This is a genomic window from Streptomyces sp. NPDC059582 (genome assembly GCF_042735715.1).
Lineage (GTDB): Bacteria > Actinomycetota > Actinomycetes > Streptomycetales > Streptomycetaceae > Streptomyces.
This window is the reverse complement of sequence record NZ_JBHWCC010000078.1, coordinates 1-25,495: the sequence shown is the minus strand read 5'-3', so window position 1 is coordinate 25,495 and position 25,495 is coordinate 1. Positions and strand designations below refer to the sequence as shown.

Genomic DNA, 25,495 nt, shown 5'->3' with positions numbered 1-25,495 from the left:
CTCTCCTGCCACACCCGACTCGTGGGCAACTCTGTCTCTGCCCGCCACCGGTCCGAGGGGGCGGCGAAGGCCGAGGAGCTGCGCATGAGCATGCACAACAGGCGCAGGTCGTCGTTTGAGGTCCGGCTGACCATCGGCGGAGCCGCGGTCCTCGCCGCCACGGGGGCCGTCGCGGACGGTCACCACCTGCAAGGTACGCGGCGACGGCACCCTCACTGTCGTCCAGCAGCCCCTGCCGAACGGTCAGAAGACCTTGTGCCGGCTGGAACGCGCAGGTGATTTCTTCTACGGCGGCAACACCGGTAACTCGTGACGAAGGACGCGAAGTTCCTCTACGTACAGAACGCGACCTCGGGCACCGTCGACGGATTCCGTGTCGGCACCGACGGTGCGCTCACCAAGGTCACCACCATCACAGGGCTCCCCTCCTTCGCCGCGTTCGGCATGGAGGGCATCGCCGCGGTGTAAAGAAGCGGCCACCGCGGCGATGGGCGTCCCGGAATCTCCATCTCCGGGACGCCGTACCGTTCCCCCGCGGCGACCGGTCAAAGTGCGGTCCGCAGACAGATGTTGTCGAGGGTGGCGACGGGGCGGCGGCCGCGGAGGCCTTGCACGACGCGCAGGTCGACAGCATTCGGTGCGGTGCTCTCACGCGTTCGGGACAGACGCAGGCGACGGTGGAGGTGCCATCGCCCACCGGATCGCCGAGGTCACGGCGGAGCCGAGCGGCCGTACGCACACGTCCTCGACCAGTGGCAGTCGGGGCAGCCGGAGCTCCCGGGCGGCCCAGACGGGCAGCAAGGAAACGGCGTTCGCGGCGAGGACACCGTAGGGGAGACGGGCGACGAACGGCAGCGGCGGGTTGAGCAGGAGGAAGCGTGCGGCACCACGTGCTTGCCGCCCGGCCCGCAGTTCCGGACGGTATGCGCTCAGCAGTTCAGCGAGTTCCGCCCGGCTCCGTGGTGGATCGGGAACGCCCAACGCGCCGGCGACGCGTGCCATGTCCTCGACATACCCGTCGCATTCCTGCGCCGTCAGCCGGTGGCGCCCGTAGCGTTGGTGGGCTCGCAGGAAGCTGTCGACTTCGGCGGCATGGACCCAGCCCAGCAGATGCGGGTCTCCCGCCTGGTAGGCCGCACCCTCCGGGGTCACGCCGTACACCCGCTCGTGCACCGCCCGCACCCGCTCGCAGGCCTGTCGGGCGCTGTCGGCCGTGCCGTACGTCGTCGTCGCCAGGAACGTACTGGTGCGCTGCAACCTGCCCCACGGGTCGCCCCGGAATCCCGAGTGGGCGGCCACCGCGGCCATGGCGAGCGGATGAAGTGACTGGAGCAGCAGCGCCGACAGGCCGCCGATGAACATCGACGCGTCCCCGTGGACCCTGCGGATGGGGCGCTCCGGTCCGAACCAGCGCGGTCCCGGCGTGCCGTGGATGCGGGCGCGGTTGCGGGGGCCGTCGGGTCCCGCCACGCGGGCGAAGAGCCCGCTGCCGAGGCGGTCCCGCAGTCCGTCGACGCGGGCTCCGGTCTGTCTCATCGGTGCGGTGCCTCCCTGCCGTACGAATGCTGCCCACCCTGGATTCGGGTCCGCGGTGGATCTCGGACGCAGCAGGTCCGCGTGTATTTTATTGTCACACAGAGAAGGGTGGCCCCACAGCCCGTTGCGCAGCCGAATTCGATGCGCCGGACGGCTTTTGCGTGTATGCGGACCGACGGTGATAATTCAATGGCGATTTCGATGTCTGCTGAATTTCTGCTGAAACGGCTCAATGAGTGGCTTTTCCCAGGCCGGACCGGCGTGCTGCAGCGATGATCAAAACCAGCCCTATCCCCTGGACGTCACGAGAGGTGACGGAAGGCTGGAGATGACGTTCGGGCGACGGGAATTCCTCATGGCCGGTGCCGCGGAGAGGGTACAGCCATGGTTCCACAGGGCGTTCCGGAAGAGCGGGCGTACGCGTCGCCGGCGCACGGGTCGGATCCTGATGACACCTCGGTGCCGCACACCCCTGCGCTGAAGAAGTTCGTCGACCCGCTGCCCGTGCCGATGACGGCCATCCCGGACTCTTCCGTCTATCCGGGCGCCGACTACTACGAGATCACCATGCGGCGGGGCTCTTGGCGCTTCCACCGGGATCTCGGGCCGGTGACCGTGTGGGGTTACCGGGCCACGAACCCGCACTCGCACCACAAGGCGATCGGTATGGGGTATCCAGGGCCCACCATCAACGTGAACCAGGATCACCCGACGGTCGTCAAGTACCGCAACGAACTGCCGACCACCCACCTGTTCCCGTTCGTGATCGACGGAATTCGCAGCGGGGACCCCCAGCTCACCCCGATCGCACCGCCTCCCTACAAGAGCCGGCCGCCATTTCCCTGGTCCAGCTCCAGTTCCCGCTTGAGGTTACGCAGCGTCTTTTCGATGTTGCGGGTCTGGAAGGCGGCGAAGGTGCTGCCCGCGGTGGCGATCCGGTCGAAGGTGTTGGCCACGATTGTCGGCCATGAACGTCGGTCGTCGGTCCAGGTCTCTGTCACCTTCGTGCCCCCGTCACCCGGCTCGAAGCGGTACTCCCAGGTGGCGATCGGGCCGCGCAGGCGTGGCCGGTCGAATCCGATCGCGTGGACGCGGAAGGCGAAGCGACGGCCCGGGTCGGCTGCCGTGACCGTGCAGCGCGTCACTCACCGGAACCTTCCGCGCTTGTTGCGCCCGACGAACGTCGTGCCCAACTCGGCCGGTCCGTCGGCCGACTTGGCTGCGGTCCCCAGGTTCTCCGGACTCCAACGGCCCATGTCGCCCGGGCAGCTCACGGCTCGATAGGCGACTTCGGGCGGGACGGCGATGACGATGCTGCCGTGCACCGTGAACACGCGGGCCAAGACACTGCCTCCCACCGGGACGCCTGCTACTGACAAGTAGGAATCATGGCACGCGAGTACCGGCACCGTCACCGCCGCCTGCCTCGGCCGTCGGCCCGGTGGTCGTGTTCGGCAAGCCGGTCAGCGTGCCGCGCATCCATCGCGGCGCTACGGCGGGAAGATCGTCGTGGAGACCGCGTACGGGCGTGCGCGGCGGTCGCCGCGGCCGGAGACGGCCCCGGTGGCGGATGCGATGGAGCCGTCGGACGAGGAGAGTGCATGCCTGTGGCCACCCCCAGCGGAGTACCGGATGTCCTCGTGGTCGGCGCCGGCCTCGCCGGTCTGGCCTGCGCCGCGGACCTCCTGAGCGGCGGACTCGACGTCAAAGTCCTGGAGGCGTCCGACGAGGTCGGCGGGCGCATGCGTACCGACCACCACGAGGGCTTCGTCGTCGATCGCGGCTTCCAGGTCTTCAACACCTCCTACCCTCAGGTGCGCCGCAGGCTTCCGTTGCCGGAGTTGTGGCTGAGGCCCTTCACACCGGGAGTCCTCGTGCACACGGAGGACGGCCGGCTGCGGTTCAGCGACCCGACCCGCAGCCCGACCGGCACGCCGCGCGGCCTGCACGACCTGCTTCCCGGACGGCTCGCGGGTACCCGCGACCTCATCGCGCTGGGCGCTCTGTCGGCCCGGGACATGCTCGCCCCCGTACGCCTGTTGAAGCACGGCGAGGACCGCACCACCCGGACCGCGCTGGCGGCGGCGGGATTCTCCGAGGAGTTCGTCGAACGCTTCTTCCGCCCCTTCCTTTCGGGCGTGTTCCTGGAGGACGAGCTGGAGACCTCGGGACGCTTCTTCCACCTCGTCTGGCGCAGCATGCTGCGCGGCACGCTCTGCCTGCCGGGGGCGGGGATCGGAGCGGTGCCGCGTCTGCTCGCCGACGCGCTTCCGGCGGCGAGCGTACGTCTCGGCACCGAGGTGGCCCGCCTGACGGACGACGGCGTCGAACTGGCCACGGGTGCCGAACTCCCGGCCCGCGCCGTGGTGGTGGCGACCGGTCCAGGGCCGGTCGCCCGCCTGTTGCCGGAGCTTGACGTGCCGGCGTACCGGGTGGTGACGACCTATTACCACGCCAGTACACGCACCCCGCTCGCCGAGCCCACCCTGGTCACCGACACACGCAGGCGATTCCTGAACACCTGCGTCCTCAGCGAGGTGGTACCCGGGTACGCGCCCACGGGGATGTCCCTGATCGCGACCTCGGTGCTCGGCGAGGACGGCGCGGGCCGCGAACGCGAGGTCCGTACCGCGCTCGCGGAGGTGTACGACGCCGACACCGACGGCTGGGACCTGCTGACCGTGCGCACCGTGCCCGACGCGCTGCCGGTCATGTCGCCCCCGCAACCTCTCAGCCGTACCGCCCGGGTCGCTCCCGGCCGGTATGTGTGCGGAGACCACCGGGCCACCGGGTCGGTCCAGGGAGCCCTGGCCTCGGGCGCACGCGCGGCCCGCGAGGTGGCCCGGGACCTCGGCCGTTAGGCTCCCGCCGTGACGTCGGCGGTTAGGCGTCGGCCGTTGCGTCGGCCGTGGTGCACAAGACGGGGACGCCGCCGGGTGAGCGTCACAAGGCCAGCAGAGCCTGCTCCACCACTTCGGTCAGGGCGGGGTGGATGTACAGCACGTCCCGGGCGACCTGGTCCACCGTCAGCCCCAAGGACATGGCCTGGATCAGTGGTTGGATGAGCGTCGCGGCCTGGGGACCGATGATGTGCGCGCCGAGGATCGTGCGATCGGCCGGGTCCGCCAGGACCTTGGCGAAGCTGGTGGTGTCCTCCAGGGCCCAACCGTATGCCGTGTCGCTGTAGTCACGGACGCTCACCAGGAAGTCCGTCCCGCGGCGCCGCGCGGCTTGTTCGGTCAGGCCGACACTCGCGATCTGCGGGCTGGTGAACACCGCGTGCGGAGCGACCGTGTTGGTGAGCGTGCGCACGTCCTCCGGATGCAGCACGTTGTGCTGCACGACCCGCGACTCGGCGTTCGCCATGTGCTTGAGCTGGAAGTGGTTCACCACGTCGCCGAGTGCCCAGACTCCCGGTACGGACGTCCGGTAGGCGCTGTCGGCCAAGATGTGGCCGTGCTCGTCGAGCTCGAGTCCGCCGGCGGTGGCGTCCAGGCGGTCGGTGTTGGGCCGGCGGCCGACGCTCACCAACAGCATGGCGGCCTCGATGACCTGCTCGCCGCCGTCCGGGAGTTCCACGGTCACCGCCACGCCGTCGCCGTGCCGCGCGACGGAGGTGGTGGTGGCGTCGAGCAGCACACGATGGCGCAGTGCGGCGAGTTCGGTGAAGCGCGCCGACACCTGCTCGTCCTCCGCCATCAGCAGGCGCGGCCCGCGCTGCACGATCGTGACGTCCGCGCCGAAGGCGCTGAACACGTGACTGAACTCGGCCGCGATGAAGCCGCCGCCCAGCACGACCAGAGAGGGCGGCACCTCGTCGATCCGCATGATGGTGTCCGAGGTGTGATACGGCACGGTGTCCAGTCCGGGGATGTCCGGAACCACGGGCCGTGAGCCGATCGCGACGACGAACGTGTCGGCCGTGATCCGCTCGGCGCCGACCTGCAACACCTTCGGAGCGACGAATCGCCCCTCCTCGGTGTACACGTCGACGCCGCTCCTCCTGCGGTACTCGAGCCCGCTCTCGTGAATCGGGTCGATACGGTTGAACACCCGGTCGCGGACGGCCTTCCAGTCGACGGTGTCCACGCCCGCGTGCACACCGAGACGCTTCGCCGCGCGCGCGTCCTCGACCGCGTCAGCGGTGAGGACGAACATCTTGCTCGGGATGCATCCCCGGTTGAGGCAGGTGCCGCCGAATCGGCCCGGTTCCACGATGGCGGTGCGGAGATCAGCGAATTCCTCGCTGAGCAGCATGTTGCCGCTGCCCGTCCCCAGGACGACGAGATCGTAGTGCCGCATGCCCGTCCACCTTCCGTCGACGAGATACCGATCCTGCGGCGCGTGAGGGCGCCGGTTCAGGAACCCGCGCGCTTGGGCAGTTGCCAGTTCGGCCGCGGGAAGTGGCAGGTGTAACCCTCCGGGTAGCGCTGAAGATAGTCCTGGTGTTCCGGCTCGGCCTCCCAGAACGGGCCGGCCGGAACGACCTCGGTCACCACGGCACCGGGCCACAGTCCTGACGCCTCGACGTCGGCGATGGTGTCTTCGGCGACACGCTTCTGAGCGTCGTCGAGATAGAAGATCGCGGAACGGTAGTCGAGGCCGATGTCGTTGCCCTGCCGGTTCTTCGTCGTCGGATCATGGATCTGGAAGAAGAATTCCAGGATCGCGCGGTAGCTGGTCACGTCCGGATCGAAAACGATCTCGATCGACTCGGCGTGCGTCCCGTGGTTTCGATAAGTGGGGTTTTCCGTGGCGCCGCCGCTGTATCCCACCCGGGTGTCCAATACGCCCGGGAGCGTCCGGACCAGCTCCTGCATTCCCCAGAAACAGCCGCCCGCGAGAAGCGCCTTTTCCTCATGAGTACTCAATTGGTCCCACTCCTTCGAGGTAATGAATAATTCGAGGTATTGAATAACCCGCACCGGCCCGACTATCCGGCATCACATTCTACTGCTGTTCCGTGAACGGCTGCCGGGTGGTACCGGTGGGGGAGAGGCGCACCTCGATGAGCGGGTGGTCGGCGGCTGCTTCCGACAGCTGTGGGTCAGCCCGTGATGGAGTCCAGTTGCTCCGCCGCGGGGCGCAGGGTCCACAGGTCGCCGCCCGGCGGCTCCTCCAGGAGCGGGACGGCCTGCTGGGCCCTGGTGTCTCCGGCGTCGGCGGCCGCGTGTACGACGTCGCCGGCCGCGTACCGGTAGAACTCGAGCTCCGGGTGCGGCCACGGGGACGACGCGGTGGCGGCGGGCAGGAGGTAGTCCACCGCCTTGAACAGGCTCTGTCCGTCCGGGCCCCGGTACTGCCACAGGTTCACGCCGACGTGCCGGCCGATGGCGGCGAGCCGTGTGTAGGCGACCAGGTCGAAGGTCGAGTAGTGCCAGCTGCGCGTGCGGGCCAGCTCCTGGGGCTGGCTGCCGTCGCCGGCGATCTGCGGCGCGATGCGCCTGTTCCGCGAGTCCAGCACGGTCTGCCGGGCCAGCGCCTTGTCGCCGGTCGCGTAGGCGAGGGCCGCGAGCTGCATGTCGTGGAAGGTGCCGTGGTTGTTGGCGGCGGCGCCTTCCTCCTTGCCGAAGTCGCTGTTCTTGAGCCAGCCGAGGAAGTCGGTGTTCCACTTGGTCATACCGGTGCTGTCGGTCCTGCTCCAGCCCGGAGCGCCGGTGTCCAGGATGGCGAGGGAGTCGAGGACGCTGGTGAACGACTGCGAGAAGTCGATGATGCCGATGGCCCGGCCGTCGTACTTGCAGGGGATGAACTGCGCGTGGTCGAGGTTCGGGTTCATCCTCGTGGCAGGGGCGAGGAACCAGGTGCGCAGGATCTGCCCGGCCTTCTCGGCGTAGCGCTTCTCGCCGGTGTAGTACCAGGCGAGGGAAAGGTCGTAGGTGGCGTCGAACACCTTCTCGACGTCCTGGCGGTCGGTGCCGGTGTCGACCTCGGGATTGCGCTGGCCGTCGCGCTGCACGTACGGGCAGCCCCACGGGTTGTCGGCGGTCGGCGGCTGGGAGGGCCACCAGTACGGGGCCTGACTGAGATAGTCGTGTACGTCGCCGCCCGGTGCGGGCCTGGGCTTGTCGACGACGGTCCAGGGGCCCTGGCCGAGCCACTGGTCGGCGCGGTCCGTCAGAGCCTCGGCGGCTCGCCGCAGCCGCGGGTCGCCGTGATCCAGCCGGATCTTCGCCTGTTGCAGTCGGGTGCCGTCGAGGACGGCGGTGTGCGGGACCCTGGGCACCGGGTGCGCCGGTCGCGCCGCAGCGACGGGTACGACACCTGCGGTGAGCGCGGCCAGGACCGTCACGAGGACACCCAGACGGGAACGCGTGGTCATCGATCAACTCCGATCATGTCTGTGAACGCGACGCGACGCAACGCAACGCACGCAAACTGTGGGTCCGTTGCGGAAGCTCAATGCCCGGTCGGCGGTCCCTGCCGGTGCCGCAGAACGCGCTGGGCCTCGTACAGGTTCTGCGGCCGTACAGCGTCCGGGGCGCCGTACAGTTCCAGACGCGTGTGCAGGTCGCCGGTGAAGTCGCTGACGTCGATCTGGTCGAACTCCCTGACCTCGTCGATCCCCACGGTGGCGGAGTACGGGGCCAGGGTGTCGATCTTCACCAGGCCCGCTCGGCCGTTGGTGACGCGGATGTTCCAGTGCGTGAAGCGGGCGCCGAACAGGGGGCCGGCACTCGCGTCACCACCGTGGCGGCCGTTGTTGTTCACCGTGATGTCGGTACGGACGTCGGCGAAGGGCAGACCGCGGTGACTGTCGAACGTGCCCATCCGCATGTCGCCCCGTGACCAGACGTTGTACGAGGACAGCCCCTCGACGTTGATGCCGTGCAGCTGGGTGTTCCCCGGCGCGGGAGTGGTGCGTTCCTCGATCGTGAAGTCCTCGACCAGATTGTCGTGCGAGCCCTCGCGGCAGAAGTAGGGATGGTGGCTGCCGCGGCCCGCGACCCGCGTCCGGCGCAGGGTGCAGGCGGACGCGGCGACCAGGCCGAACCCGTTGTCGACATGGCGGACCGTCACGTCGTCCACCCAGCAGTCGTACGCGCATTGCAGGACGACGCCGTTGTACCCCTTGTCGAGGAGGTGCGGCTGCTGCGGGGTCTCCACGGCCTCCAGGGTCAGGCCCTCGACGCCAGAGCCGGTCAGCTCCGTCACATGGGTGGTGAGCTGCGGATTCCACTCGGGGCGCGCGTCGAGCGGCAGGGGGCGCTCCAGAGTGACCTCCCGCCCGCGGACCCGGGTGATGCGCACCGGCCACTCGTAGGGGACGTACGAGGTCAGCTTCGTCTTGTCCTCCCAGAAGTACGCCTCGGGGCCCGGTCCGCCGCCCGACATGTGTTCCAGGAGCGTGTGAGCGGAGTCGTCGACGAGGCGCAGCAGGACGAGCGCTCCCGGGCGCAGTTCTGCGGGGTCGGTGACCGTCACGGTCCAGGCGCCCTGCCGGGCCGGGGCGATGCCGGTGAGCGGCCGCCACTCGTCACGCCGGTTACCGGTCCAGCCCTCGAACGGCCACGCCTTCGCCCGGATCGCGGCGACGAGCGAGTCCCAACGCGTCTCGGGTGCCAGCCAGATGAGGCCGCCCGCCCAGGACCAGGACGACTTGTCGCCGCCGTAGCGGGAGCCGTAGACGCCGATCAGCTCGGTCAGGTTCCGCGTCGCGAGGAGCGTCGTGCGGTCGCTGCCGGCGCCGCGCAGCACGACGTTCGAGTGACCGACGCGGATCACGTCGTCGATGCGGAACGTCCCGGGCGGAATGGAGACCGTGCCACCGCCGGCCCGTCCGGCAGCGGCGATGGCACGGTTGATCGCGGGGGCGGAGTCGGTGCTGCCGTCCGCTCTGGCCCCGAAAGTGCGTACGTCGTAGACGCGGGGGCGGCGGAGGAAACGAACCGCGCCGGCGCGGCAGCCCGCCCGCCCGACGTAGGGGATCTGTGGGTGTGTGTACGGGGTCTCCGTGAACTCCCGCCAGAGAACCGGGACTTCACCACGCGCCGTGGGGGCGGCGGCAGCCGTACCACCGCCGGCCGCGGTGCCCGCCGCCACGACAGCGGCAGTGCCGAGCAGGCCTCGTCTGGTGATCCCGGCGCGCCGGTCGTCACTCCCGGCGCCGTGTGTCTCGGTCATGCCCGTCCCTCCATGGAGATGAAGTCACGTACGTGAAGGCACCTGGAGAAGCTGGTGCAGGTCATGTACGTGAACGCCATTCATAACCGTGTCGGACGCGAGCATGACATGGCGGCCCCGGGCCGGGAAAGTGGCTTGCAGGGTCCAACTCACGGCCGGTGAGAGGTGAAACCGGGTCGACGGCGGTCGCCGGGGTAACCGATCATGCGTCCATGCCCCTGAGAGACACCCTTGCCCGAGTGGACACAGACCTGGCCGCCGGCCGGGTTCCCGTCGCGCGTCAGCGTCTGCGTGGGCTGGTGTCGTCCTTTCCCGACGACCTGACGCTTCGCCGCCGCCTGGCCGAGGTGTACCGCCTGTACGGAGAGCCCGCGGAGGCCGGCCGCTGGATGTACCTCGAACAGGACCGGGACGCGGCTGAGACGTCCGCCTTCGAGGCGAGGTATCCCACGGCTCCGCTGCGCATGCGGGCACTCGCCTGGAAGGGACCTGAGGAGCTTGCCCGATCGGCGTTTGCCAGGGAGCAGTTGGCGGCGGTACGAGCAGCCTGCTCCGAGGCCGTGGGGCGCCAAGTCGACTGGGACGGAAATCTCGTCGGTGGGCAGGAGGACATCGGGACAAGCACCTTTTCCGGATTCCTGGCGGGAGCCGGATGTCTGGTGGCCCTCCTTGCGTTCCTCGCGATCTGGGTGAACGGACTCCTTGCCTTCTTCGACTGAAACGAAGCGCCGCGATGCCCGTTCTTTGCTCCGGGCCGCCGTGGATGCCGCCCGAAATACGCGGACGCTGTTACCGTCGGACGAGAGATATCGGTACATCGGATTCACCGTCCGGCGGCACACGGTCGCGTGCACGGCCAGCAGTTATCGAGGTGTGGAACAGTGTCGAGCGAAGACTCAGCGGGCGAGACCGATGGCGCAACGCGCTCCGAGGTCTGGAAGACCGCGGTAAAGGTGCTCCAGGACGTCGAACCGCCCCACATTCCCGATGGCGCCTCGGGAATGACCATCCTGGTCGAGTGGCCGCCCGGAGACCCCGGCACCCCTCCGCACCGTCACTCGGGACCGGCATTTGGATACGTACTCGAAGGTGAGCTACGTTTCGAAGTCGAAGGAGAACCGGAACGCGTGGTCAAGGCCGGCGAAACCTTCTGGGAGCCCGGCGGTGACGTGATCCATTACCAGGACGGTAATGCCCGGACGGATACCCGGTGCCGATTCGTCGTGACCATGCTGTGCGAGCCGGGCAAGCCGATGCTCACGCTCGTCGACGAGGCGGAGCTGGCGCGACGGGCCCCGCTGCGCGCTCCGCGCCCCACGGACTGATTCGCGACCCCGTCGCGCAGCAGGTGAGGTGAAGTGTGTTCGCGCAGGTCACTCCAGAAAATACGAGTCGTGCTCGTCGAAGAACCTGGCGCGTTCCTCGTCCGTGGCGTCGGCCAGCTTCGGAAGGCCCTCGAAATACTGTTCGCGTGGCGCCCCCGGCGTGAACAGGAGGAGCATTTCGGCATGAGCGTCGGAGTCGTTGCGGAAGGCGTGCAGCCCGCCCTGCGGTACGTGCAGGAAATCTCCGCGCTGTGCGTCGATCCACTGTTCACCGTTGAAAAGGTGAACGGTACCGTCGAGGATGAAGAACGACTCCGAGATGGTCCTGTGGAAATGGGTCTTGGGCCCACCGGCTTTCGGGCCCATCTCGACTCGGTACAGTCCGAACTCGCCCCGCGTGGCGGCTGTCGTGGCCAGGTAGTGAATGGCGCTCTCGCCGGCTGTGCCGATATTGGGCGGAGTGTTCGTCGACCGGAAATTCGCGTTGATCTCGCCGCCGTCTCCTGAGTACACCTGTTTCGGGTACGACATCGAAGCCATCCTTTCCGATCTGTCGGGCACCGCCGTGTCTCACGGGAGTGCCCGAGTACCCCCGTTCCTTCCCCGAGCCGTCTTCGGGATCGGTGGTTCCGGGCATGTGGGCGCGGGCCTGCGGCTCGCTGTCGAACGCGAGGGCGCTGCCCATCCTCTCGGCGGCCCTCCTCCGCGGCTGCTGCGGAGCGGGGCGGTGGAACGGACACGTAGGCGCGGACGGCTCGCCATGCTCGGGCGACGCACGCGCCGCTCATGCGGTCCCGGGGCCGAGTTCGGTACTGCGCGTGCGTGACCCAGGGCTCGGCGGGTACGTTGCCCAGACCATGGATGACTACGACCACCGAGACCTGGACGCCATCATCGCCGCGTCGGCGGAGCACACCTCCGAGTGTCTGGCTCTGCTGATGCTGGAAGAGGCGCACGACCTGCTCGCATTGCTAGCGGTGGTCGCACAGGAGGATGCGGCCATGTCGCCGGAGGTGGACCGGCTCGCGAGGGAGATCGCTGTTCGAATCCCGTCGGAGAACTGACGACGCCCTATGCATGCCGAGCCCGTGGCCGAACCGGCGCATGCCGCCGACCGGACGCGAATCGCTCGAATACCTCCCGTTATGGGGTGATTCCGTCGCTCGGCGCGCTGAACCGGTTCCCCCCGACTACAGTGAAACGGACGACGTGCCCCGTCCGGTCGCTCTCTGCTGCTGACCTTGTCCGAATTCCTCCGTGTCTTTCGCAGGGGGCGTGGCGTGACATATCCACGTGCGGCTCGGGCACTGAACTCCAGCGAAGTACGGAGTTCCCGAACAGCATGAGAGGGACACACGCATGTCCTTTGTCACTGCCAAGGACGGCACGAAGATCTTCTACAAGGACTGGGGATCGGGCCAGCCAGTCGTCTTCTCCCACGGCTGGCCGCTGACCGCCGACGCCTGGGACCCCCAACTGAAACTGATGGCGGACAACGGCTTCCGCGCCATCGCCCACGACCGGCGTGGCGGTGGGCGATCCGATCAGAGCTGGGACGGGAACGACCTCGACACCTACGCCGACGACCTCGCCGCGGTCATCGAGGCACTGGACCTGCACGACGTCATCCTGGTCGGACACTCGACCGGCGGCGGTGAGGTCACGCGCTACATGGGCCGGCACGGTACGAGCCGTGTCGCCAAGGCCGTGCTGGTGGGCGCGATTCCGCCCCTGATGCTCAAGACGGACGCCAACCCCGAGGGCCTGCCGCTCAGCGTCTTCGACGAGATCCGGACGGGAGTGGAGACGGACCGCTCCCAGTTCTACCAGGACCTCAGCGCCGCGTTCTACGGCGCCAACCGCGACGGATCGACCGTCTCCGAGGGCACGCGTGACGAGTTCTGGCTCTGGGGCATGTCGGTGGGGATCAAGGGCGCCTACGACTGCGTCAAGGCGTTCTCCGAGACGGACACCACGGAGGATCTCAAGAAGATCGATGTCCCGACGCTGATCGTGCACGGCGACGACGACCAGATCGTTCCCATCGTGGCCGCGGGTGACAAGAGTTCGAAGCTGGTCAAGGGCGCGATCTACAAGGTGTACCAGGGTGCCCCGCACGGCCTGGCCATGGTGCCCAAGTTCGCCGAGCGGTTCAACGCCGACCTCCTCGAGTTCGCCCGTAGTTGACCGACGCGGAGGACAGCCCCTGTTCCGCAGGCGGCGCGGTGAGTTCCACGAGCACGTGCCCGGAATTCCCGCTGCCGCCTGCGCATCGTGAGGCCGCGCGCAACGGGCCGAGCGCCCGCGCCCACGCCAACAGCTCGTCGACCAGCCCGTGAAGCCCGCCACGCGCGGCTCCTGCGTCCGGAAGTCGGCGAAGGCCACGAAATCCTCGCGCAATGACAAGGCCACGCGCCGGTACCGGTTCGTCGAGCAGCGGCAGCGCGAAGTCCATGAGGTCCACGAGCTCGAAGTCCGCGGCGTCGACGGCGTGTTCGGCCGCCACGTCCCGCACCCAGTTGGGCCACCACATCGAGCTTGGCCGCGCTCGTCGTCGTGGCCGTCACCCGGTGGCCGCGGGTCACCGGCCGTGGTACCAGCCGCCGCCCCAGGACCCCGGTCGCGCCCGCCCCGAACACCAGGACCCCGGTCGCGCCCGCCCCGAACACCCGCATGTCCATCACTGTCCCGATCCCGAAGTCCGTCTCCGAGACCTGAGACGAGACAGCCCCGCCGTCCGTGACATCGGACCGGTCCGAGACGGACACCACCGGGGATCTTCCAGCAGAGAGCGAACGGACGGGGCACGCCGTCCGTTTCACGCCGAGCGGGAGACCTCACCGGCCCCCGGGAGCTTCGATGGCCAGGACACGGTCGCGCAGGACCGGGAGTTCGGAGCGGATCCGGGCGACCTCGGCCAGGTCGCAGTCCACCGTCACCGTCTCCTGCGCGGTGCCGGCCTCGCCCAGGACGGTTCCCCAGGGGTCGATGACCATGCTGTGTCCCCCCTGCTCCATGCCTCCGTGTGCCCCCACCGCGCAACAGGCCAGGAGAAAGACCTGTTCCTCCAGGGCTCTTGTACGCGTGAGGAGCTGCCAGTGGCCGGACCGCGCCGCGGGCCACGCGGCGGGCACCACGATCAGCTCCGCGCCCGCGTCGAGCAGACCCCGGAAGAGTTCGGGGAAGCGAAGGTCGTAGCAGATGGCGAGGCCGATCACACCGATGTCGGTGGGCACGGTGACGAGGTCGCGGCCGCCACCCATCAGGGCCGCCTCGCCGCTGTCGAAGCCGTACCGGTGAATCTTGCGGTAGCGGCCGCGCAGCTCACCGGTCCGGTCGAAGAGCAGAGCGGTGTTGAACAGCGTCCCGTCCTCGTCCCGCTCCACGATCGACCCGGCATGGAGCCAGACCCCGGCCGCGCGGGCGGCGGTGGACATGATCTCGGCGGTGGGGCCGTCGACCGGCTCGGCGTCGCACGCCCAGCGGTCGTACGACCAGGCGCCGGCCGCCCACAGCTCCGGCAGGACCACCAGATCGTCGCCTGCACGGCCGCGGACCAGCGACGCCGCCCGGCGCCGGCGTTCGCCGGCGGAGTCCGACGCGTCCACGGACAGCTGGATCAGCGAGACGCGCATGGCTGTCACCTCCGAGACCGTCTCCACGGTCCAAGGGGAGAACCTGTTCCCTACGAGCCTAGGGACCCCGCCGGCACATCGCGCGTCCTGTGCGAGGACAGCGCGGCGTCCGACGGCCTCGTTCATGAAGGTGACGCCCGCGTCGATCTCCCGGGTCGTGACCGATTTCGTCGGATTTCTGGATGCATGATGGCAGCCCACGGCCGCCCGTCTTCCACCCTTCGCAGAGCATGGGGTTCAGCTTGTCCGCACACGCCTGTCGCACCCGGACCGCCATCGGATCCGCGCTCGCCGCGCTCGCCCTGGCGGCGGGGTGCAGCACGCCGCATACCGAGACGAGCGCACTGGGCCGTCCGCGTACGGCGTCCGTTCCCCTGCCGAGCGTGTCCCCGTCGCCGGCCCTCACCGCGCCGATGACGGAGGATCTGCGCGACCCCCCGCAGATCCTGAGCAGGAACGGACTGCTCAGGACCAGGATCGTCGTCGAGCGCAGACGGGTGCGCCTGGCGGGCCGCGATCTGTGGGCCCTGACGTACAACGGGATGTACATGCCGCCCACGCTGCGGCTGCGGCCGGGAGACCGGATGGAGGTCTCCTTCGAGAACAGGCTCGACCAGCAGACGAACCTGCACGTGCACGGCATGCACGTCTCACCTGTCGGCGATTCGGACAACATCTTTCTCAAGATCGAGCCGGGGAAGTCGTTCACCTACAAGTACGCCTTCCCCAAGAGCCTGGAACCGGGAACGTACTGGTACCACCCGCACCCGCACACGCTCTCCGCCGCCCAGACCGCCGGCGGGATGGCCGGCCTGATCGTGGTCGACGGTCTCGACACGTATCTGCCCGCGGCGCTGCGCGGGATCACACAACGTGTCGTCGCGCTCAAGGACTTCCAACTCGTGGGAGACGACGTCAAGACCACGAACCTCAAGATCGGCGCACCCACGACACGCACGGTCAACGGGCAGCTCAATCCACGGATCCGGATCAGGCCCGGCGAGACCCAGCTGTGGCGCCTCGCGAACATCGGGGCCAACATCTTCTACAAAGTGGCACTGCCGGGCACCAGGTTCCACATCGTCGCCCAGGACGGCTATCCGGTGAACAAGGTCTACTCCGTCGACTCCCTGGTCATCCCCGCCGGTGCCCGCTACGACGTGCTCGTGCAGGGCCCGAAGGCCGGGGTGGCGCAACTGCTGACCCTGCCGTACGACACCGGCAAGGCCGGCAACCAGTTTCCCCGGGCGACGCTGGCCACGGTCCGCTCCGACGGCGAACCGATGCGGCCCGCGACCCTGCCCACGGCCTTCGCCCCGGTGGACGACCTTGGAGAGGAGTCCGTCGCGGGACGCAAGACGGTCACCTTCACGGAGAACAAGGCGGGCACGCTCTTCTACATCAACCACAAGCAGTTCGACCATCACCGCGTCGACTTCCGGGCCAAGCTCAACACCGTCGAGGAGTGGACGATCAAGAACGACAGTGACGAGGTCCACTCGTTCCACATCCACACCAACGACTTCCAGGTGATGAGCGTCAACGGCAGGCGGCAGACCAACTACGGCCTGCAGGACACCGTCGACGTCCCGCCGCGCGGAGACATGGTCGTCCGGATCCGGTTCCTCGACTATCCGGGCAGGACGGTCCTGCACTGCCACATCCTCAACCACGAGGACGCGGGGATGATGGCGGTGCTCCAGATCGACAAGTGACCACTCGTCCGAAGTGCTCCGGCGCCGACCGGCCCTCTGCGCCTGCAGTTGAGGAGGGTGCTGTGTCGCTGGCGGGTGTGCGGAGCAGGTGGACGGCGTCAACTCTCCCGCAGTCGGGATGTTTCCGAGACGGTGAATGATCCTGCTGACGTGGCTGCTGCTGAGCAGCCCTGTCCAGGTGGTGACGGGCGATGCCCTTCGGGTGGGGCCGGTGGCGTTCGCCCATCGTGGTGACTGGTCCCGGCCGCTTGCTGGGAGCCTTCGGGAGGTCCCTGGCTGCCCGTAATGTGACCGTATGGCGGATGCGAGTGCGGAAGCGATGACCCGGGCCGGCACGGACCGGTTGATCACGCTGTCCGACGGCATCTACGCCATCGCGATGACGTTGCTCGTACTCGACTTGCGGATTCCCCCGAACCTTGCGAATGGCGCGTTTCATCAGGCCCTGCGGGAGACCTGGCCCAACTTCGGTGCCGCCGCCCTCAGTTTCGCTGTCCTCGCCGGCTTCTGGCGCGATCAGCGCCGCATCCTCGCGCCGCTCACCACCGTCAGCCCCCTGGTCACCCGACTCACGCTTCTCGGGCTCGGCCTGGCCGCGGTACTGCCTTTCCCCACCGCGCTCCTGGCCGAGTACTCCGCACACCCCGAGACCATCGCCCTCTACGCGGGCACCATCGCCGCCGTGGATGCCGTACACGTCGCCGTACTGCTGCTCACTCAGCGGCAGGCACACCCCTCACCCGCGGTATCCGCGTTCGCCGCCCGTCGGAGATTCACCGCACAGCTCGTCGCCAGTACCGCGATTTTCGCCGTGTCGATCCCCGTCGCCCTCTATGACACGAACGCCGCCATGCTGACGTGGCTCGCCGTGATCCCCGCGCACCACCTCCTCGCCCGTCGCATCCATGACGCACCTGCCTAGGACCAGGGGGCCTGCGCCGCTCGGGTGGTCGCCCCTGACGTAGGAGGGCCGGGCGGCGGAGGGGACTGGCGCCAGGGGAATTCGAGGTCCGGGATTCGAGGTCCGTCCCCACCCGCAAGCGCTTCACGTGGAAAGGACGGATACTGAGTAGGCACGGATACTGGGACGGAGGGCGCTCAGCCTGCGCGGCGGCACATCCGCGGGACCAGTTCCACAGGGCGACGGTTCGCCGTCGCCCCGATGCGCATAGAGGCCGAGGCGGGGCTCAGGCGACCATGGGCCCGCGCCACGGGATCCCCGCGCGCGTGGCACATCGGAGCGGTACATGTGCATCGAAGCGGCCCATGTACGGTGTCCGGCCGCGCACAGCGGGCTGATCCGGCCGCCCCGTGGTCATGAAGGCGGAGCCGATGAAGAAGCTCAGCACCCCGCACACCTCCCAGATCGGCCGGCCCGCCGGTCCCGCCCAGCCCGACGCCGTGGACGGCTCCCATGTGCGCGGGACTCCCGAGCCCTTGAAGGGGGACCTCATCGCACTGCTGGGTGAGGACGATGTGCTGCACCGGCTTTCCGACCTGGTCCGCTACGCCTCCGACGCCAGCCCTTACCGGCTGTTGCCGCAGGTCGTCGTACAGCCCCGGACGATCGAGGACGTCGTAGGACTGTTCGCCTACTGCCGCCGTACCGGACGGCACGCGACCTTCCGGGCCGGCGGCACCAGCCTCAACGGTCAGTCGCAGTCCGACGACATCCTCGTCGATGTGCGTCGCCACTGGGTCGGCATGAGCGTCGAGGACGACGCCACCCGGCTTCGGGCCCGGCCGGGCACCATCCTCGGTCACGCCACCGCCGTCCTCGCCCACCACGGCCGGCGCCTGGGGCCGGACCCGGCCAGCGCGGACGTGGCCACCATCGGCGGAGTCATCGCGAACAACGCCGGTGGTATGCGCTGCACTCTGGAGCGCAACGCCTACCACACGGTCGCGGACGTCACCTTCGTCCTCGCTTCCGGCACGGTCATCGACACGTCCAGCCCGGACGCGGAGGAGCGGTTCGCCCGCGCCGAACCGGACCTGGCGCAAGGCCTGCTGGAACTGCGTGGTGAACTGCTGGCCGACGAGCAACTGGCCGCCCGGGTACGGCACAAGTTCACCATTCGCAATACCACCGGCTATGCCCTCAACGCCCTTCTGGACTCCGACACACCCCTGGGCATCTTCAGACGACTGCTGGTCGGCTCGGAAGGCACCCTCGCGTTCATCGCCGAGGCTGTCATCGACACGCTCCCGGCCCCCGCTGCCACCACCGTCACCTGGATCACCGTCGGGTCCATCGACGAGGCCGTCGCCCTGGTTCCCGGACTGGTCCACCTCGGCGCGGAGGCGGTGGAACTCATGGTCGCCCCGGCCCTGATCGCCGCCGCCCAGCGCTTCGAGGGCGCGCCCGAGTACTGGAAGAGCCTCGACAACCGGGCAGCGACGCTGCTCGTGGAGTTCGGTGCCGACACACCACAAGCCCTGGACGAGGCCGAGGCCGGCGTCGCCCGCCTGGTCGGCGACGCCCACCTCGTCCATCCCCTGGAGTTCACCCGCGACAAGGAGCTCATCGAGTTCGACTGGCGTGTCCGCGAGGGACTGCTGGGCATCATCGGCAAGCTGAGACCTCCGGGGACCGCCGTCGTCAACGAGGACGTGTGCTTCCCACCCGACAGGATCGCCGAGGGCGCGCACGAACTCCAGCAGCTGCTGGCCAAGCACAAGTTCCTGCCCGGTGTGGCCGGCCACGCCGCCTACGGCAACCTGCATTTCACCCTCACCCCTGCCCTGACCGAGGCCGCCGACCGCGAACGGTACGGCGCCTTCATGGCCGACCTGGTCGCGCTCGTCGTCGAGACCTACGACGGTTCACTGAAGGCCGAACACGGCACGGGCATCAACATGGCACCCTTCGTCCGCCATGAATGGGGCGACAAGGCGACGGCGATGATGTGGCGCGTCAAGCGACTCGCCGACCCGCACGGCCTGCTGGCACCCAACGTGGTCCTCACCCGCGACGACGGCATTCACCTGAAGTCCTTCAAGTCGACCCCGGCCATCGAGGAGTCCGCCACCGCCTGCATCGAATGCGGGTTCTGCGAGGCCGTCTGCCCCAGCCGCAACGTCACCACCACACCGCGCCAGCGGATCGTGCTGCGACGCGAAATGGCACGCCAGCCGGACGGCTCCGACATCCTGGCCCAGCTCCAGGCGGAGTACGAGTACGACGGTATCGAGACCTGCGCCGTCGACGGGAGCTGCGCCCTCCCCTGCCCGGTCTCCATCAACACCGGCGCGCTCATCAAGGAGTTCAGGCGCTCCGAATCCACCGAAGCCAGGGAGAAAGTCGCCTTGGCCCTCGCCGGACGGTGGGCCACGGTGGAGAAACTGGCCCGGGCCGCCATGTCCTCGGCCGACATCGTGCAACGCGCGGTCGGCGTCAAGGCACTCACCGGCCTGACCGCCGCCGCCCGCACCGTCATCAGCAACGATCTCGTCCCGTCCGTGCCCGGCCCCATGCCGCACGCGGCCGCCGCGGAACTGCCCGAGACCCGGCGTGGGGGCGCCGCGGCCGTGTACTTCCCGGCCTGTATCAACCGCATCTTCGGCCGCGACCCCGACAAGCCACGCACCCCGTCCCTGCCGCAGGCCCTGGTCGAGGTCTCCCGACGGGCCGGACGACCCCTGTGGATCCCCGAGGACGCGGCCGGCAAGTGCTGCTCCACACCGTGGAGCAGCAAGGGCTACAACAAGGGCCACAAGTGGATGGCGGCGGCCGTCTGTGACGCCATGTGGCGCTGGAGCGACGAGGGCGCTCTGACGGTCGTCATCGACGCCGCCTCGTGCACCAACGGGCTCCTGGACGACGTGAAGAACTACCTCGACGCCGAACACCTCGCCCGCCTCGACCGGATCACCATCGTGGACGCCGTCAGCTGGTGTCACGGCCTGCTGCCCGACCTGACGATCGACCACACCCTCGATCGCGTCGCCCTGCATCCGACCTGCTCGACCACTCACCTCGGCATCAACACCCAACTACGGGACATCGCCGCTTCACTGGCGACCGAGGTCGAAGTCCCCGTGGGCACCACCTGTTGCGGCATGGCCGGAGACCGGGGCCTGCTCCACCCCGAACTGGTCGTCTCCGCCACCCGCGACGAGAAGGCGGCACTCGACGCCGATCCCGCGCAGGCGTACCTCTCTGCGAACCGCACCTGCGAGATGGGCCTGCGGCACGCGCTCGGTCGCCCCTACGAGTCGTTCGTCTTCCTACTGGAAGAGCTCTCGCGGCCCACCGCGACCGCGGGACCGGAGACCTGACGACGTGATGGCCTGACGACGTGATGGCGAACGGGTCGGGGCGTCGTACCGGACCACTGTCGTCGGGCGGTCAGCCCCGACGCGGCGACACCTTCTCGACCTTGGTGGTGCGGACGTTGATGAGGGTCGGCCGTTCCCGGTCGTCGACTCCCGCGCGAAGCATCTCCGCGACCTCGTCGGAGTCGGCGGCCTCGTAGGCGTCGACGCCGTAACTGGCCGCTGTGGCGGTGATGTTCAGCCCCGGCAGGTCGAGTCCGGGGACGCCTTGGGCGTTCTCGATGTCACCGAACTGTTTGAGGATGCCGTATTCCGCGTTGGAGGCGACCACGATCGTCAGCGGGACCTTGTAGTGCGACGCGCTCCACAGCGCGGTGATCGCGTAGTGCATCGATCCGTCGCCCATGAGGGCGACCACCGGGCGGTCCGGGGCGGCGAGCTGGGCGCCCACCGCCGCGGGCAGCCCGAATCCGAGCCCGCCGCCCACGGCGGAGATGTGGGAGAGAGGGACACCGGGGCGCACGAACTCGGTGATCGGGGACTCGTTGGAGCCCGCCTCGCTGACGAACAGGGCTTCCTGCGGAGCGGCGCGGCCGACGACCGTCCACAGCCGCGAGGACTGCATCGGGGCTTCGGCGCGGTCCACGGCCGGGGGTTCGGACCGGGGGTTCGGCGCGTTGCGGGTCGACTCGGGCACCTCGTCGAGCAGTGCCTCGACCGCGGCACGAAGGTCTCCCACGTAGGCGTCGCCCACCGGGGCACGGGCCGCTTCGTCCGGGTCGCTCGTGATGTGGATGAGGGATGTGCCCTCGGGGAGATACGGGCCGGGGATGTACGGGTAGTAGCGGAAGGCCGGCCCGCCCAGCACCACGACGAGGTCGTGACCTTCCAACAGCTCGGAGATCCACCCGGCGCCGGGCGGCAGCAGGCCCTGATACAGCGGGTGGTTCTCCGGGAATCCCGACAGGCCGGGAAGCGGGGTCGTCCACACCGCGGCCTTGCTGCGCTCCGCGAGCCGGACGGTCGCCTCCCAGGCGCCGGCGTGTTCCAGGTCGCCGCCGACGACGAAGGCGGGAGCCTTCGCGGCGGACAGCCGGCCGGCGATCTCCTGCGCGAGATTCCGGGGGAAGCCGCCGACGTAGGTGACCGCACGGTCCCGGATCACCTCGACCTCCGCCGCCTCGGGCGCGCTCAACTCGTAGGCCATGTCATCCATCGGCAGCGAGACGAACACCGGACCGGTCGGCGGAGCCATGGCGACGTGGATGGCGTGTGCGAGGACCGCCGGTACCTCGCTCGCCGTGGCGGGCTCGGCGGACCACTTGACGAAGGGACGCGGGACCAGGACGGCATCCTCGTTCGTCAGAAGACACTTCTGGTTCTGCATCACGCGACGCTGGTTTCCCGCTGTGACGATGAGCGGGGTCTTGTTCAGGTGCGCGTTGTACAGGGCGCCCATGGAGTTGCCGAGGCCGGGCGCCGTGTGCAAGTTGACCAGTGCGGGGCGGCCGGTGACCTGGGAGAAGCCGTCCGCCATGCCGACCGGAACCATTTCCTGCAAGCCGAGGAAATAGCGGAAGTCGTCCGGGAAATCCTCGAGCATCGTCAGTTCGGAGGAGCCCGGATTGCCGAACCACGTGTCCAGCCCATGACGCCTGAGCAATTCGATGGTGGCTTGACGGACAGTCGGCATGGCGCTTCCGTTCATGGGGGAAATCGCGCCGTGGCTGACGCGTCAGGTCGAAAGGGTCCAGATCCGCGGGCCTCTTCGGGTTACGGCAGAGGTGATGAAGCGGGTGTGAACTGGGCGGCTGCGGAAAAAATATCAAGCCGACCCCGATTCGGAGTTCATCAAGGTCCGGGTGAAGGTGGCGTTCACCCGTTTCGGGCAGGCGAAGGCGGAGGTGAGATCCGTAGCGGAGCGGCGGGGCAGGGCTGGTGACTTGGCTGCCGGATGCGCTCGTCTCCGTGATCCGCTCGTCGGTTCACAGCCGTCCGGCCTCGATGAGGATCAGCAGGTCGGCGGCGGCCCTCCGGGAACGCGCGCGGATGGCGGCCGCGCCGGGAACCGGTCCGCCGAGCAGGGCGGTGTCCATGAACTCGGCGCGACAGATCTACGAGAGCCGTATGGACACTCCGCGGTGACCACCCGTGCGGTCCAGGACCTGCTGGGCCGTGAACCCGTCCGGCCGGCCGCCTGGGCCGGCACGCACCGCCAGGAACTTCTGGAGCAGCTCAGCCGACCATCGCGGTCCAGCACCGCGTGACGCTCTTGGGACGGTCGGCTCGTCCCGGAGGGCGTGGATGCCGATGGCCACGATGATGTCGCTGTCGACCCACGCGTCGACCCGCGCCGCGCGGGCTACGACGCGCCGTCGTGCTCGATCGGTCAGGCCGGCCCGCGCGACGCCTTCCTCGCGGCCGCGGATCGCGGCGCCGAAGGAGTCCTCGGGTGTGCGATCTTGCCGAGCGCGGAGCTGAGCTCCCTCAGGTCGTGGCCGGTCAAGTGGTCGAAGATGTGCCGCCGCACGCTGGCCAGGTGCGCCGGCCAGGCCTGCTCCAGGCACGCGAGTCCGGATTCGGTCAGGACGGCGTTCCAGCCGCGTGCGTCCTCGGCGCACCGGGCGCGTCGGACCAGCCCGCGCTTCTCCAGACGCGTCACCACCCGGGTCAGTCCGCTGAGCGAGAGATTGCAGGCCGAGGCGAGCTCGCTCATGCGCATCCGCCGTTCCGGAGCCTCGGAAAGGCGCATCAGCGGCTGGTACTCGGACAGCGGCAGCTGTCCCTCGCCGACCATGTCGGTGTCGATCAGCCGCGGCAGGGCGAGCATCACCTGTCCGAGCGCACGCATCAGCGTCTCTTCGTCCGGGTCCAGGGGCTGAAGGTGGCGCGTCTGTGGTGGCATGCCTCTCACCCTAGTTCCTTGACAAGGCAAGGAAGTGCCGCATTTACTTGCCTCGTCAAGCATGCTCTTGACCGAGCAATTATTTCCCCCTCTGGGGCGATCACCGCACGTAAGGAACCCCATGACCAAGATCGGCATCATCCTCGGCAGCACTCGTCCGGGCCGTAACGGCGCGGCCGTCGCCCAGTGGGTGCTGGAGCACGCCGTCCAGCGCACCGACGCCGAGTTCGAACTCGTCGACCTGGCGGACTACAAGCTTCCGCTGCTCGACGAGGCGTACCCGCCGGCGATGGGCCAGTACACCCAGCCGCACACCCAGACCTGGGCGGCGAAGATCGCCTCCTTCGACGGATTCGTCATCGTCACGCCCGAGTACAACCACTCGGTTCCCGGTGCGCTGAAGAACGCCATCGACTTCCTCTTCGCGGAGTGGAACCACAAGGCGGTCGGCTTCGTCAGCTACGGCTCCACCGGAGGCACCCGTGCCGTCGAGCACCTGCGCCTGATCGCGGGAGAGCTCTACCTGGCGGACGTCCGCTCCCAGGTGGCGCTCTCGCTGTTCACCGACTTCGAGAACTTCAGTGTCTTCAAGCCGGCCGACAGCCAGCGTGACACGCTCACCACGACCATCAACGAGGTCATCGCCTGGAGCGACGCTCTCGCCCCGCTGCGCGCCAACTGACCCTGCGCGCCACCATCGCGGCTCTCGCTCCCGCGCCCGGCGCGGGAGCGTCCGCGCTCCACGGCCGCCCGGCACCCACCTCGGACGGCCCGGCTCCAGGCAAGGAACCTGTCATGACCAACCGTTCCGGCCGCCCGGCGGACCCGCACCGGATCACTCTCGGGCTGGACACCTTCGGCGACGTGACGAACGGTTCCCTGGGCAGTCCGCTGTCCGCGGCGTGCACTCCGCGGGGCTTGTGACGGCGACGGACGCCGAGGCGGTGGAGGAGTTCTGGCCGTACAACGAGAGCGCGATCCGCAAGGTCGCCCGGCAGCGAGGATTCCGTGCGTCGACCTTGGAGCAGTTCCTGCAGGACGTCGGCCCCGAGGGAGCCCTGTACGTGGGATCCCCGGATACCGTGGCACGGATGATCGCCGCGACCCTTCGCACGCTGGGCGCGACACGCTTCGACCTCACGTACGGCGTGAACGGGCTGCCGCGCGAGACGCTGATGACGAACATCGAGCCCTTCGGCACCCGGGTGGCGCCGCTGGTGCGCGAGATGGCGGCGTCGTCCTGAGCCCTTGCGGCCCGGGCGCACGGAACGGGACGGCCGGCCTCACGGCGGAGCCGCTCCCGTAGGACCGTGCACCGTCGTAGGAAACGGTTCGAGGGCCATTTCCTCGCCTACGTCCACGTGTCGAAGAGAGCCTTCTCATGACCGGCGTCCAGAACGGGAAAGGGGTGTACGTGCGTCACTTGCGACCCCGCGCGGCCATTTACACTGTGGCCATGGCAGAGGCGACGACGATCAAGCCCCTCGATCGTGACGAGGAGGCGTTCCTGCGAGCTCTCGGCAGAGTAATGGCCCTCCTGCCTCGAACCGTCGACGCGGACATGCTCGAGCAACTCCCGATTTCCACCACCGAGTACATGGTCTTGGTGCATCTCTCCGAGGCGCCGGACAACCAGATGCGCATGAGCGAGCTGGCCAACATGTGCGGGCTGTCCCTGAGCGGCATGACCAGAGTGGTGAACCGCCTGGAAGCGCAGTCACTTGTCCTGCGCGAGAAGTCGACCGACGACGGAAGGGCGTGGCTCGCCGTCCTCACCGGCTCCGGGTGGACGCAGCTGAAGCAGGCCTGGCCGACCAACCTGGCGAGTGTGCGACGCCACATCTTCTCCAGGCTCGAGGGCTGCGACATCGCCGCGGCCGCCGAGGTGCTGGAACGTATAGCTCCCGCGTAGGAAGCAGAACCAGGGACCGGCAGCGGGCCGCCCTGCTCACGACGGCCGCGGGCCCGGGCGACACC

The 25,495-nt window shown here is 68.8% G+C and carries 25 protein-coding genes and 1 pseudogene; 15 read left to right on the top strand and 11 right to left on the bottom strand.

Going from position 1 to position 25,495, the window contains the following annotated elements; all coding sequences use genetic code 11:
* The first annotated feature begins 309 nt into the window (after positions 1-309).
* Complete coding sequence (locus ACFV0T_RS39095; protein WP_385789823.1) at positions 310-468, top strand: hypothetical protein; 159 nt, start codon at positions 310-312, stop codon at positions 466-468.
* Positions 469-648: 180 nt separating this feature from the next.
* On the opposite strand, the gene ACFV0T_RS39090 is transcribed toward ACFV0T_RS39095, so the two are convergent.
* Complete coding sequence (locus ACFV0T_RS39090) at positions 649-1,536, bottom strand: oxygenase MpaB family protein (protein WP_385789821.1); 888 nt, start codon at positions 1,534-1,536, stop codon at positions 649-651.
* Between the two features lie 818 nt (positions 1,537-2,354).
* Positions 2,355-2,879 (bottom strand): annotated as a pseudogene (locus tag ACFV0T_RS39085) (SRPBCC family protein).
* A gap of 258 nt (positions 2,880-3,137) precedes the next feature.
* Between ACFV0T_RS39085 and ACFV0T_RS39080 the strand changes: the two are divergent.
* Positions 3,138-4,397, top strand: a complete 1,260-nt coding sequence (locus ACFV0T_RS39080; protein WP_385789819.1) for an NAD(P)/FAD-dependent oxidoreductase — start codon at positions 3,138-3,140, stop codon at positions 4,395-4,397.
* An 82-nt stretch (positions 4,398-4,479) separates the two neighbouring features.
* Here the strand turns inward: ACFV0T_RS39080 and ACFV0T_RS39075 are convergent, their stop codons facing one another.
* The 4 genes from ACFV0T_RS39075 to ACFV0T_RS39060 all read right to left on the bottom strand — a co-directional run bounded on the left by ACFV0T_RS39075 (position 4,480) and on the right by ACFV0T_RS39060 (position 9,660).
* Complete coding sequence (locus ACFV0T_RS39075) at positions 4,480-5,838, bottom strand: mycothione reductase (RefSeq protein WP_385789817.1); 1,359 nt, start codon at positions 5,836-5,838, stop codon at positions 4,480-4,482.
* Between the two features lie 56 nt (positions 5,839-5,894).
* Positions 5,895-6,407 (bottom strand): peptide-methionine (S)-S-oxide reductase MsrA, encoded by a 513-nt coding sequence (gene msrA, locus ACFV0T_RS39070; RefSeq protein ID WP_385789815.1) that lies wholly within the window; start codon positions 6,405-6,407, stop codon positions 5,895-5,897.
* Positions 6,408-6,583: 176 nt separating this feature from the next.
* Positions 6,584-7,858: an alginate lyase family protein gene (locus ACFV0T_RS39065; RefSeq protein ID WP_385789814.1), complete on the bottom strand. Its 1,275-nt coding sequence runs from the start codon at positions 7,856-7,858 to the stop codon at positions 6,584-6,586.
* Positions 7,859-7,935: 77 nt separating this feature from the next.
* Positions 7,936-9,660, bottom strand: coding sequence for a glycosyl hydrolase family 28-related protein (locus ACFV0T_RS39060; RefSeq protein WP_385789812.1), 1,725 nt, complete (start codon positions 9,658-9,660; stop codon positions 7,936-7,938).
* A 212-nt stretch (positions 9,661-9,872) separates the two neighbouring features.
* Here ACFV0T_RS39060 and ACFV0T_RS39055 point away from each other — a divergent pair, with 212 nt between their 5' ends.
* Entirely contained in the window at positions 9,873-10,379 is a 507-nt protein-coding gene (locus ACFV0T_RS39055; protein WP_385789810.1) for a DUF6584 family protein, read from the top strand.
* A gap of 162 nt (positions 10,380-10,541) precedes the next feature.
* Positions 10,542-10,985, top strand: coding sequence for a cupin domain-containing protein (locus tag ACFV0T_RS39050; protein WP_385789808.1), 444 nt, complete (start codon positions 10,542-10,544; stop codon positions 10,983-10,985).
* A gap of 48 nt (positions 10,986-11,033) precedes the next feature.
* Here the strand turns inward: ACFV0T_RS39050 and ACFV0T_RS39045 are convergent, their stop codons facing one another.
* Entirely contained in the window at positions 11,034-11,516 is a 483-nt protein-coding gene (locus ACFV0T_RS39045; protein ID WP_385789806.1) for a cupin domain-containing protein, read from the bottom strand.
* Between the two features lie 326 nt (positions 11,517-11,842).
* Here ACFV0T_RS39045 and ACFV0T_RS39040 point away from each other — a divergent pair, with 326 nt between their 5' ends.
* A complete protein-coding gene (locus ACFV0T_RS39040; protein ID WP_385789805.1) occupies positions 11,843-12,049 on the top strand; it encodes a DUF6417 family protein in 207 nt (68 codons plus the stop codon).
* Between the two features lie 295 nt (positions 12,050-12,344).
* Entirely contained in the window at positions 12,345-13,172 is an 828-nt protein-coding gene (locus ACFV0T_RS39035; RefSeq protein ID WP_385789803.1) for an alpha/beta fold hydrolase, read from the top strand.
* On the opposite strand, the gene ACFV0T_RS39030 is transcribed toward ACFV0T_RS39035, so the two are convergent.
* Complete coding sequence (locus ACFV0T_RS39030) at positions 13,138-13,491, bottom strand: hypothetical protein (protein ID WP_385789802.1); 354 nt, start codon at positions 13,489-13,491, stop codon at positions 13,138-13,140. The genes ACFV0T_RS39035 and ACFV0T_RS39030 overlap by 35 nt on opposite strands.
* A 32-nt stretch (positions 13,492-13,523) precedes the next feature.
* Between ACFV0T_RS39030 and ACFV0T_RS39025 the strand changes: the two genes are divergently transcribed.
* Positions 13,524-13,703 (top strand): hypothetical protein, encoded by a 180-nt coding sequence (locus ACFV0T_RS39025; RefSeq protein WP_385789800.1) that lies wholly within the window; start codon positions 13,524-13,526, stop codon positions 13,701-13,703.
* 119 nt (positions 13,704-13,822) lie between these two features.
* On the opposite strand, the gene ACFV0T_RS39020 is transcribed toward ACFV0T_RS39025, so the two are convergent.
* Positions 13,823-14,620, bottom strand: coding sequence for a carbon-nitrogen family hydrolase (locus ACFV0T_RS39020; protein WP_385789833.1), 798 nt, complete (start codon positions 14,618-14,620; stop codon positions 13,823-13,825).
* A gap of 230 nt (positions 14,621-14,850) precedes the next feature.
* Here ACFV0T_RS39020 and ACFV0T_RS39015 point away from each other — a divergent pair, with 230 nt between their 5' ends.
* The 3 genes from ACFV0T_RS39015 to ACFV0T_RS39005 all read left to right on the top strand — a co-directional run bounded on the left by ACFV0T_RS39015 (position 14,851) and on the right by ACFV0T_RS39005 (position 20,616).
* Positions 14,851-16,335 carry a multicopper oxidase family protein gene (locus ACFV0T_RS39015; protein WP_385789799.1) on the top strand — a complete coding sequence of 495 codons (1,485 nt, stop codon included), beginning with the start codon at positions 14,851-14,853 and terminating at the stop codon, positions 16,333-16,335.
* A 295-nt stretch (positions 16,336-16,630) separates the two neighbouring features.
* Entirely contained in the window at positions 16,631-17,257 is a 627-nt protein-coding gene (locus ACFV0T_RS39010) for a TMEM175 family protein (protein WP_385789797.1), read from the top strand.
* A gap of 410 nt (positions 17,258-17,667) precedes the next feature.
* The gene (locus ACFV0T_RS39005; RefSeq protein ID WP_385789796.1) at positions 17,668-20,616 is read left to right on the top strand and encodes an FAD-binding and (Fe-S)-binding domain-containing protein; all 2,949 of its coding nucleotides are present in this window, start codon (positions 17,668-17,670) and stop codon (positions 20,614-20,616) included.
* Between the two features lie 70 nt (positions 20,617-20,686).
* Here the strand turns inward: ACFV0T_RS39005 and mdlC are convergent, their stop codons facing one another.
* Positions 20,687-22,306, bottom strand: a complete 1,620-nt coding sequence (gene mdlC / locus ACFV0T_RS39000; RefSeq protein ID WP_385789794.1) for a benzoylformate decarboxylase — start codon at positions 22,304-22,306, stop codon at positions 20,687-20,689.
* A 448-nt stretch (positions 22,307-22,754) separates the two neighbouring features.
* Here mdlC and ACFV0T_RS38995 point away from each other — a divergent pair, with 448 nt between their 5' ends.
* Positions 22,755-22,880, top strand: a complete 126-nt coding sequence (locus tag ACFV0T_RS38995; RefSeq protein ID WP_385789792.1) for a hypothetical protein — start codon at positions 22,755-22,757, stop codon at positions 22,878-22,880.
* Positions 22,881-23,002: 122 nt separating this feature from the next.
* Here the strand turns inward: ACFV0T_RS38995 and ACFV0T_RS38990 are convergent, their stop codons facing one another.
* Positions 23,003-23,518 carry a MarR family winged helix-turn-helix transcriptional regulator gene (locus ACFV0T_RS38990; RefSeq protein WP_385789791.1) on the bottom strand — a complete coding sequence of 172 codons (516 nt, stop codon included), beginning with the start codon at positions 23,516-23,518 and terminating at the stop codon, positions 23,003-23,005.
* Between the two features lie 121 nt (positions 23,519-23,639).
* Here ACFV0T_RS38990 and ACFV0T_RS38985 point away from each other — a divergent pair, with 121 nt between their 5' ends.
* The 4 genes from ACFV0T_RS38985 to ACFV0T_RS38970 all read left to right on the top strand — a co-directional run bounded on the left by ACFV0T_RS38985 (position 23,640) and on the right by ACFV0T_RS38970 (position 25,430).
* On the top strand, positions 23,640-24,200 hold the full coding sequence (locus tag ACFV0T_RS38985) for an NADPH-dependent FMN reductase (RefSeq protein ID WP_385789789.1): 561 nt from the start codon (positions 23,640-23,642) through the stop codon (positions 24,198-24,200).
* 113 nt (positions 24,201-24,313) lie between these two features.
* Complete coding sequence (locus ACFV0T_RS38980; RefSeq protein WP_385789788.1) at positions 24,314-24,442, top strand: hypothetical protein; 129 nt, start codon at positions 24,314-24,316, stop codon at positions 24,440-24,442.
* Positions 24,439-24,762, top strand: a complete 324-nt coding sequence (locus ACFV0T_RS38975) for a hypothetical protein (RefSeq protein ID WP_385789786.1) — start codon at positions 24,439-24,441, stop codon at positions 24,760-24,762. Before ACFV0T_RS38980 ends, ACFV0T_RS38975 begins: the two co-directional genes overlap by 4 nt.
* A 212-nt stretch (positions 24,763-24,974) precedes the next feature.
* Positions 24,975-25,430: a MarR family winged helix-turn-helix transcriptional regulator gene (locus tag ACFV0T_RS38970; protein WP_385789785.1), complete on the top strand. Its 456-nt coding sequence runs from the start codon at positions 24,975-24,977 to the stop codon at positions 25,428-25,430.
* Positions 25,431-25,495 lie beyond the last annotated feature (65 nt).